Origin of the sequence: Aestuariivirga sp. (assembly GCF_037139295.1) — a bacterium.
In the GTDB taxonomy this organism is placed as follows: domain Bacteria; phylum Pseudomonadota; class Alphaproteobacteria; order Rhizobiales; family Aestuariivirgaceae; genus Aestuariivirga.
On sequence record NZ_JBAXGR010000150.1, the window covers coordinates 1 to 6,169 of the forward strand.

Here is a 6,169-nt window from a genome sequence, read left to right on the forward strand (position 1 = left end):
CCGCATCGGCGAGAACGAACTCCACGCCATCGACACGATGCGACTGTACGTGCAGGCCCAGGAGGATTACTCCGGCGAGGACCGTGACGGCGACGGCGTGCTCGAATTCGCACAGAAGCTGATCAGCGGCGACGGCCTGATGGATGGCCTTTACTGGCCCGCTGAACAGGGCGACGGCGACAGCCCGGTCGGCCCCGGCCTCGATGTTGCGGCACTCGAGAAGGCAAAGGCTGGCGACGGCTACTTTGGCTACAAGTTCCGCATCCTCAAGCGCCAGGGCGACAACGTCGCCGGTGGCGCCCACGACTATGTGGTCAACGACAACATGATCAACGGCTTTGCGCTGATCGCCTGGCCGGCGAAATATGGTGAGACGGGGGTCTCGACCTTCGTCGTCAACCAGGCAGGCGTCGTCTATGAGCGTGACTTCGGCCCCGACACCGATACCATCGTGTCGAAGACCATGAGCTTCAATCCCGGCGACAAGTGGGAACTGGTCGAAGACTGAACCACACGCCCACACCACTCTCACGGACATGCCCGGCAGGAAAAACCCTCGCCGGGCATTTTCTTTTGGATCAGCGGCCAGTGCACTTTGCAGCCGCGAACTGAACGAATGCTCAATCATGCGGACATACGAATATCTGCAGACCTTGTTGCGCTAGATCAAAGTCCGGGGCATGGCGGCTGCCCATTCACAGATCAAGGGAGTTGCCTTTGTACCTGTTGGGGAGTTGTCACATGCTTGATCTTCATTCTGCGTTCGAGAATTTCTCAGCCGACATTGAGCTGCTGGAGCCATCCATCGACTCTGACTTCATCACAAATTTCCTGCAGCCCTATTTCCACGATATGCCGCGTGAGCAGCTTGAAGCCAAACTCGCCGAGATAATCTCGCTGGAAAGGGACAGGACAGCTGCCGCATTCAGGCGACGCTGACGACGTTTCCACCGTCACAGCATTGTCGCACACCAGCGCCATCTTCGGTCCGGCTGCGCCCTTTACCCCATCCCATCCCCTGCGCGGCCCCAAAGCCTGCACCTTGCTGAGCGCCATGCGTAACTTGGCGCTCAGTTTTGTGTCGCACCGGGGGATGTTGCAAAGCTTCATTCTCCTGACGATACTTTCCGGAAGCGACAGGGAAACGGAAGGGGCAGGCCATGAAACACATCTCCCGCCGCGCACTTCTTGGCACCAGCCTCGCAGGCATTTCCGCCCTGGCAGCGTCGCGAAGCGCCCTCGCCCTCACGGAATCGCTCACCGACATCGGCGGGTCCATGCTCAGCGCGCCGCCCGCCACGATCTTCACGGCGCGCGAGATCGTGACACTCGACCCCACGCGGCCTGCTGCTGAAGCCGTAGCCGTGGTGAACGGTCGTATCCTGTGGGTTGGTAGCCTCGAGGAGGTGAAGGCCACTCTCGGCGACCAGCCCTACACCATCGACGAAACCTTCGCCGGCCACGTGCTGGTGCCCGGATTCCTCGCGCAGCATGACCACCCGCTGCTGGCGGCGCTGACCATGTCCTCCGAAATATTGTCGATCGAGGACTGGGTGCTGCCAGGCCGAGTTGTGCCGGCAGTGCGAGACAAGCAGGACTTCATCGAGCGCCTCACCCGCGCGGTGAACGCCGCATCCCCTTCAGACGATGCCTTCGTGACGTGGGGCTACCACAGCGCCTTCTTCGGGCCGCTCACCAAGGCCGTCCTCGACGGCATCAGCACCACGAAGCCGATCATCGTGTGGTCGCGCTCTTGTCACGAGATGACATTCAACACAGCCACGATGCAGCGCGCGGGCATCACCGACGTTGTATTCGAGACTTTCTCCGCATCTGCCAAGGAGCAATCCAGCATGGCGGACGGGCATTTCTGGGAACAGGGCCTGTTCGCGGTCCTGCCGCACGTCGCCAATTTCGCCGCCTCACCGCAGCGGTTGCGGGCCGGACTCGAGCTGACGCGCGACTATATGCATGCCAAGGGAATCACACTCGGCAACGAGCCGGGCGGCATCATGGCGAAGCCGGTGCAGGATGGCGTAAACACTGTGTTCTCAAGCCCTGACATGCCATTCCGCTGGTCATTCATGGTCGATGCCAAGAGCATGGTGACGAAATACCCGGATGACCAGCAGGTCATCACGCAATCGCAGCAGCTTGCCTCATGGTATGGCGGCATGACCAGCCTGGCGCCGATGCAGGCCAAGCTGTTCGCCGATGGCGCCATCTATTCGCAACTGATGCAGGTGCGCCAGCCCTACCTCGACGGCCACAAGGGTGAATGGATGATGGATGAGCCCGCCTTCGCACGCGGCTTCCGCATCTACTGGGATGCGGGTTACCAGATCCACATCCATGTCAACGGCGATGCTGGCCTCGACCGGGTGCTCGATACGCTGGAAGCCAATCTGCGCCGCAGCCCGCGCCAAGACCACCGCACCGTTCTCGTGCACTTCGCCGTGAGCAGCACCAACCAGGTGGCACGCATCAAATCGCTGGGTGCCATCGTCAGCGGCAATCCTTACTATGTCGCGGCACTTGCTGATCAGTATGGCAAGGTGGGGCTCGGCCCCGAGCGCGCCGATGAGATGGTGCGTCTCGGCGACCTCAACAGGGCAGGCATCGCGTGGTCGCTGCATTCCGACATGCCGATGGCACCGGCCGATCCGCTGTTCCTGATGTGGTGTGCTGTCAACCGCCTCACCGTTTCGGGCCGCATCGCCGGGCCTGATCAGCGCGTGAGCGCCGAACAGGCGCTTCGCGGCGTTACCATCGAAGCTGCATACTCGCTGAAACTCGAGAACGAAGTGGGCACCATCAGCCAAGGCAAGCGCGCCAATTTCACCGTGCTCGCCGCTAACCCCCTCAACGTCGATCCGCTCAGGATAAGGGACATTGCGGTGTGGGGCACAGTGATGGAGGGCCGTGTACTGCCCGCCGCGCAACCGCAAGCAAAGAGGACCGAGCTTTCGCCACTGGCGCCCGGCAATCCGGATTTCCCGCGTGAGGCACTGCGCCATGCCCTCAAGGTGGCTCACGCCTTCGACTGATTGTGGCGGAGAAGTGGCCAGTGCGTTGAGGAGCAATTTTCAGCTTGCTGACGAATTGTCTTGCATTGCTAGGCAGAGCTACCTATATCCGGGTCATCGAATTTTGGCCTGATGGCTCAGCCTCGCGCGTTTGACGCAGCGGATCTCCCCCACTCTTCCAGAACATCGGTGACCGGACCTGCAATTCCGCAGTTCGTTCGTTTTTCTCTCTTTCTATCTAAGGATCTACTGTGCAAACAGGTACTGTTAAGTGGTTCAACGCCCAGAAGGGCTTCGGCTTCATCGAACCCGTGGGCGGTGGCAGCGATGTGTTCGTTCACATCAGCGCCGTCGAGCGCGCCGGCATGACTGGTCTCAACGAAGGCCAGAAGGTCTCGTTCGAGATCGTGACCGACAAGCGTAACGGCAAGTCGTCCGCAGACCGCCTCCAGGCGGCCTGATCATCATCCAGGACCTTTTTCCCGCGAGCCACGGATGTACTGGTGGCGGGTTGAGGGAATCGAGGAGCGCCGGTGTCCGCACCGGCGCATTCTTTTTGAGCCGATCTTCCTTCGAGAAAGGTGACGCACCGTGAGAATTTTCGTCAAAGACAACAACGTCGACCAGGCCCTGCGCTTCCTTAAGAAGAAGATGCAGCGCGAAGGCCTGCTGCGCGAGATGAAGGCCCATAGCTTCTACGAGAAACCCTCGGAAAAGCGGGTACGCGAAAAGGCCGAGGCCATCCGCCGCGCCCGCAAGCTGGCACGCAAGAAGGCACAGCGCGAGGGTCTGATCCCGATGCCGAAGCCCAAGCCCCGTCCGGTGCGCCCGTCCAACCCCTTCGCCTTGTCAGCCGCCCCCAAGACGCCCGCAGCCTGATCACTTCGACAGATCGGCTTCCCGGAAAATTTAATTTTTCCGGGCCGCGCTGCGCTGCTATTTTGGCGTTACGGCGCCTTACCGGCGCGGCAGGAGAACCGAGCATGCGGATCACGAGGGCAGTCTTGCTGGGAGGAGTGGCTCTTGGCATCGCCTCTGGCGCAGCCCTTGCCGATGGCACCGTCGACATCGACAAGCTTGCCACCCAGGTGGCCCCTGTGCTGCCGCCAGGCACGCGCCTGATGACCATCACACAGACGCCGCAGCCGGAAGTCCCCGGCCTTCCCCTGTCTACCAAGGACAAGGCCCGAATGGTTCCCAATGCCACGACCATCCGCATTCTCCCGGCGACCGACGCGCCCGCCGAGGGCTCAGTCTCGTGGTCCGGCTACACGCGAGCCGGGGTTGTCTATCACGGCGCCAACTAACAGCCTCCGCGGGTTGAAACCCGAAGCCGGAGAGTGCAAAAGGCGGCTGTAACCGCCGCCCTCGTCTGGAACATCACATGCAGCCTCATTCCAACATCGTGACCGCCCTGCGCAGCGGAGACCGCGCTTCGGCCCTGGCGGAGCTCGAGAGGCTTCTGGCATTCGATCCCCACGACAGCGATCTCCTTGGATTGAAGGCCCTGGCCATGGCGATGAACAGCCAGACCGCCCAGGCACTGGAACTTGCACGTCAAGCCGTTAGCGACGCGCGCACCCCGGCACAGCGCATCAAGCATGCCGGTAACCTCGCCCGGCTGATAGCCAGTTCCGGGCGAAAGGACGAGCTCGCGGGCATCACAGGTATGGATCTCCCCCGCCTCGAACTGCTCAAGGATGACGAGTTCGATGCGGCCGCACTCGAGAATCTTTGTGCATCGCTGCTTCTTGCGGGTCAGGACAATTTCGTGGCCGGATATTTGTTGCCGGTGCTGGACCGGCCCACCGCCGGATGGGACATTGAACAGCTGTGGCTGAAGGCCGCACACGGCGCCGGGCAAAACGAAAGACTGTTTGCCCGCATCAATGCATCGGACTACCGCTGGCGCGACAAGCCCGAAGCCATGGCACATGCTGCGATCGCGGCCGACGTCTTGCAGCGCGAGGCGGATGCCAAGCGCTTCTACAGTTCCTACCTTGCATCAGCTCCCGCCTATGCCGCACCGCGCCTGCCGTCGCAGATTCTCACAGTGATCGAGATCGCAGCAGATCCCGCCATAGAGACGCTGGCCTCACCCGCCATGGAACAGCACTTCACTGGCAACTTCCCCAGTCAGCTCGTCAAGGCCTGTGCCGACCGTTACCGTTTCCTCTCTGTTTTCGCCGGCAGCCCGGCGCGTTCGCTTGCCTCCGAAGTCGGAGCGCACGAGCCGGCCATCATTCTCAACAATTGCGTCAATGGCGAAAACCTGAAGCGCGGCGAACTGGCAAAGGTTGAGGCACAAGAAAGTGCACTGGGACTGCCCGTCGTGAATGCGGCGCAACAGGCCCTTCACTGCACGCGCGTTGAAACCGCTGACACGCTGCGCGGCGTTGCCAACCTGATTGTGCCGAAATCAGTGCGCTTCCGCCTTGAGGCGCATCTGTTCGATTCACTTCGCCGGGGCATCAGGGAACTGTTCCCATTCCCCGTCATCCTCCGCTCGGTTGGCCAGCAGGAGGGCGCCAACATTCATCTCGCGCGCAACGACGCCGAACTCAATACAGCCCTTACCGAACTGCTGGATATCGGCTGCAAGGATTTCTACGCAATCGAATATGCAGGCGTCGAACATGAGAACGGGTTCTTCCGCCGGATACGCGCAGCCTTCGTGGACGGGACGCCGACCCTGATCCGCGGCGACTATGACGACCAGTGGATGGTGCGCGGACGCAAGTTCCACCGCATCCTCGATCACTATCGACGCGACAGGGCGCTGTTCGACACGGCCAACGCCGTGGTCGAGCAACCCGAGCGCATTGGCGAGGCCGCGTGGCATGCACTCCTAGAAGTTGGCCGCCGCATTCCGCTGGACGTGTTCGGCATGGACTTCGATGTCGATGATGAAGGTCGCGTTGTGTTCTTCGAGTCGAACGCCACCATGTTGCTCCTCTCCAACGCGCCGAAGGATCTTGACTATCCTCAGGACGCCCAGCAGGCCTTCCTGAAGTGCCTCGACACGTTATTCCGCAAGCGCGCTGGCCTCTCGCTGCAATAGCGGCTCGCCACGCGACGGCCGGTGTCCGCGCAATCGTGTGAGAAGTTAAACAAACTTGTAAAAGTGGCGCTCCCTGCGGGAG

At 61.4% G+C, this 6,169-nt stretch carries 7 protein-coding genes; 6 read left to right on the top strand and 1 reads right to left on the bottom strand.

Features of this window, described 5'->3' with window-relative positions:
- A partial coding sequence (locus WCJ41_RS19665; protein ID WP_336907537.1) for a DUF2950 family protein occupies positions 1-508 on the top strand: 508 nt, incomplete at its 5' end.
- Between the two features lie 266 nt (positions 509-774).
- Here the strand turns inward: WCJ41_RS19665 and WCJ41_RS19670 are convergent.
- Positions 775-1,056 carry a hypothetical protein gene (locus tag WCJ41_RS19670; RefSeq protein WP_336907538.1) on the bottom strand — a complete coding sequence of 94 codons (282 nt, stop codon included), beginning with the start codon at positions 1,054-1,056 and terminating at the stop codon, positions 775-777.
- A gap of 104 nt (positions 1,057-1,160) precedes the next feature.
- Between WCJ41_RS19670 and WCJ41_RS19675 the strand changes: the two genes are divergently transcribed.
- The 5 genes from WCJ41_RS19675 (at position 1,161) to WCJ41_RS19695 (ending at position 6,087) form a co-directional block, all read left to right on the top strand.
- Positions 1,161-3,047 carry an amidohydrolase gene (locus WCJ41_RS19675; RefSeq protein WP_336907539.1) on the top strand — a complete coding sequence of 629 codons (1,887 nt, stop codon included), beginning with the start codon at positions 1,161-1,163 and terminating at the stop codon, positions 3,045-3,047.
- 230 nt (positions 3,048-3,277) lie between these two features.
- Positions 3,278-3,487, top strand: a complete 210-nt coding sequence (locus tag WCJ41_RS19680; protein WP_336907540.1) for a cold-shock protein — start codon at positions 3,278-3,280, stop codon at positions 3,485-3,487.
- A gap of 130 nt (positions 3,488-3,617) precedes the next feature.
- Positions 3,618-3,905: a 30S ribosomal protein S21 gene (gene rpsU, locus WCJ41_RS19685; RefSeq protein ID WP_336907541.1), complete on the top strand. Its 288-nt coding sequence runs from the start codon at positions 3,618-3,620 to the stop codon at positions 3,903-3,905.
- A 104-nt stretch (positions 3,906-4,009) separates the two neighbouring features.
- Positions 4,010-4,333, top strand: a complete 324-nt coding sequence (locus WCJ41_RS19690; protein WP_336907542.1) for a hypothetical protein — start codon at positions 4,010-4,012, stop codon at positions 4,331-4,333.
- A gap of 77 nt (positions 4,334-4,410) precedes the next feature.
- Positions 4,411-6,087 (top strand): hypothetical protein, encoded by a 1,677-nt coding sequence (locus WCJ41_RS19695; protein ID WP_336907543.1) that lies wholly within the window; start codon positions 4,411-4,413, stop codon positions 6,085-6,087.
- Positions 6,088-6,169: the final 82 nt, after the last annotated feature.

Bases quoted from the DNA above. Each gene is read 5' to 3' on its own strand.
- WCJ41_RS19670 (WP_336907538.1), bottom strand. From the start codon at position 1,056: ATGGCGCTCAGCAAGGTGCAGGCTTTGGGGCCGCGCAGGGGATGGGAT.
- WCJ41_RS19695 (WP_336907543.1), top strand. From the start codon at position 4,411: ATGCAGCCTCATTCCAACATCGTGACCGCCCTGCGCAGCGGAGACCGC.
- WCJ41_RS19690 (WP_336907542.1), top strand. From the start codon at position 4,010: ATGCGGATCACGAGGGCAGTCTTGCTGGGAGGAGTGGCTCTTGGCATC.
- WCJ41_RS19675 (WP_336907539.1), top strand. From the start codon at position 1,161: ATGAAACACATCTCCCGCCGCGCACTTCTTGGCACCAGCCTCGCAGGC.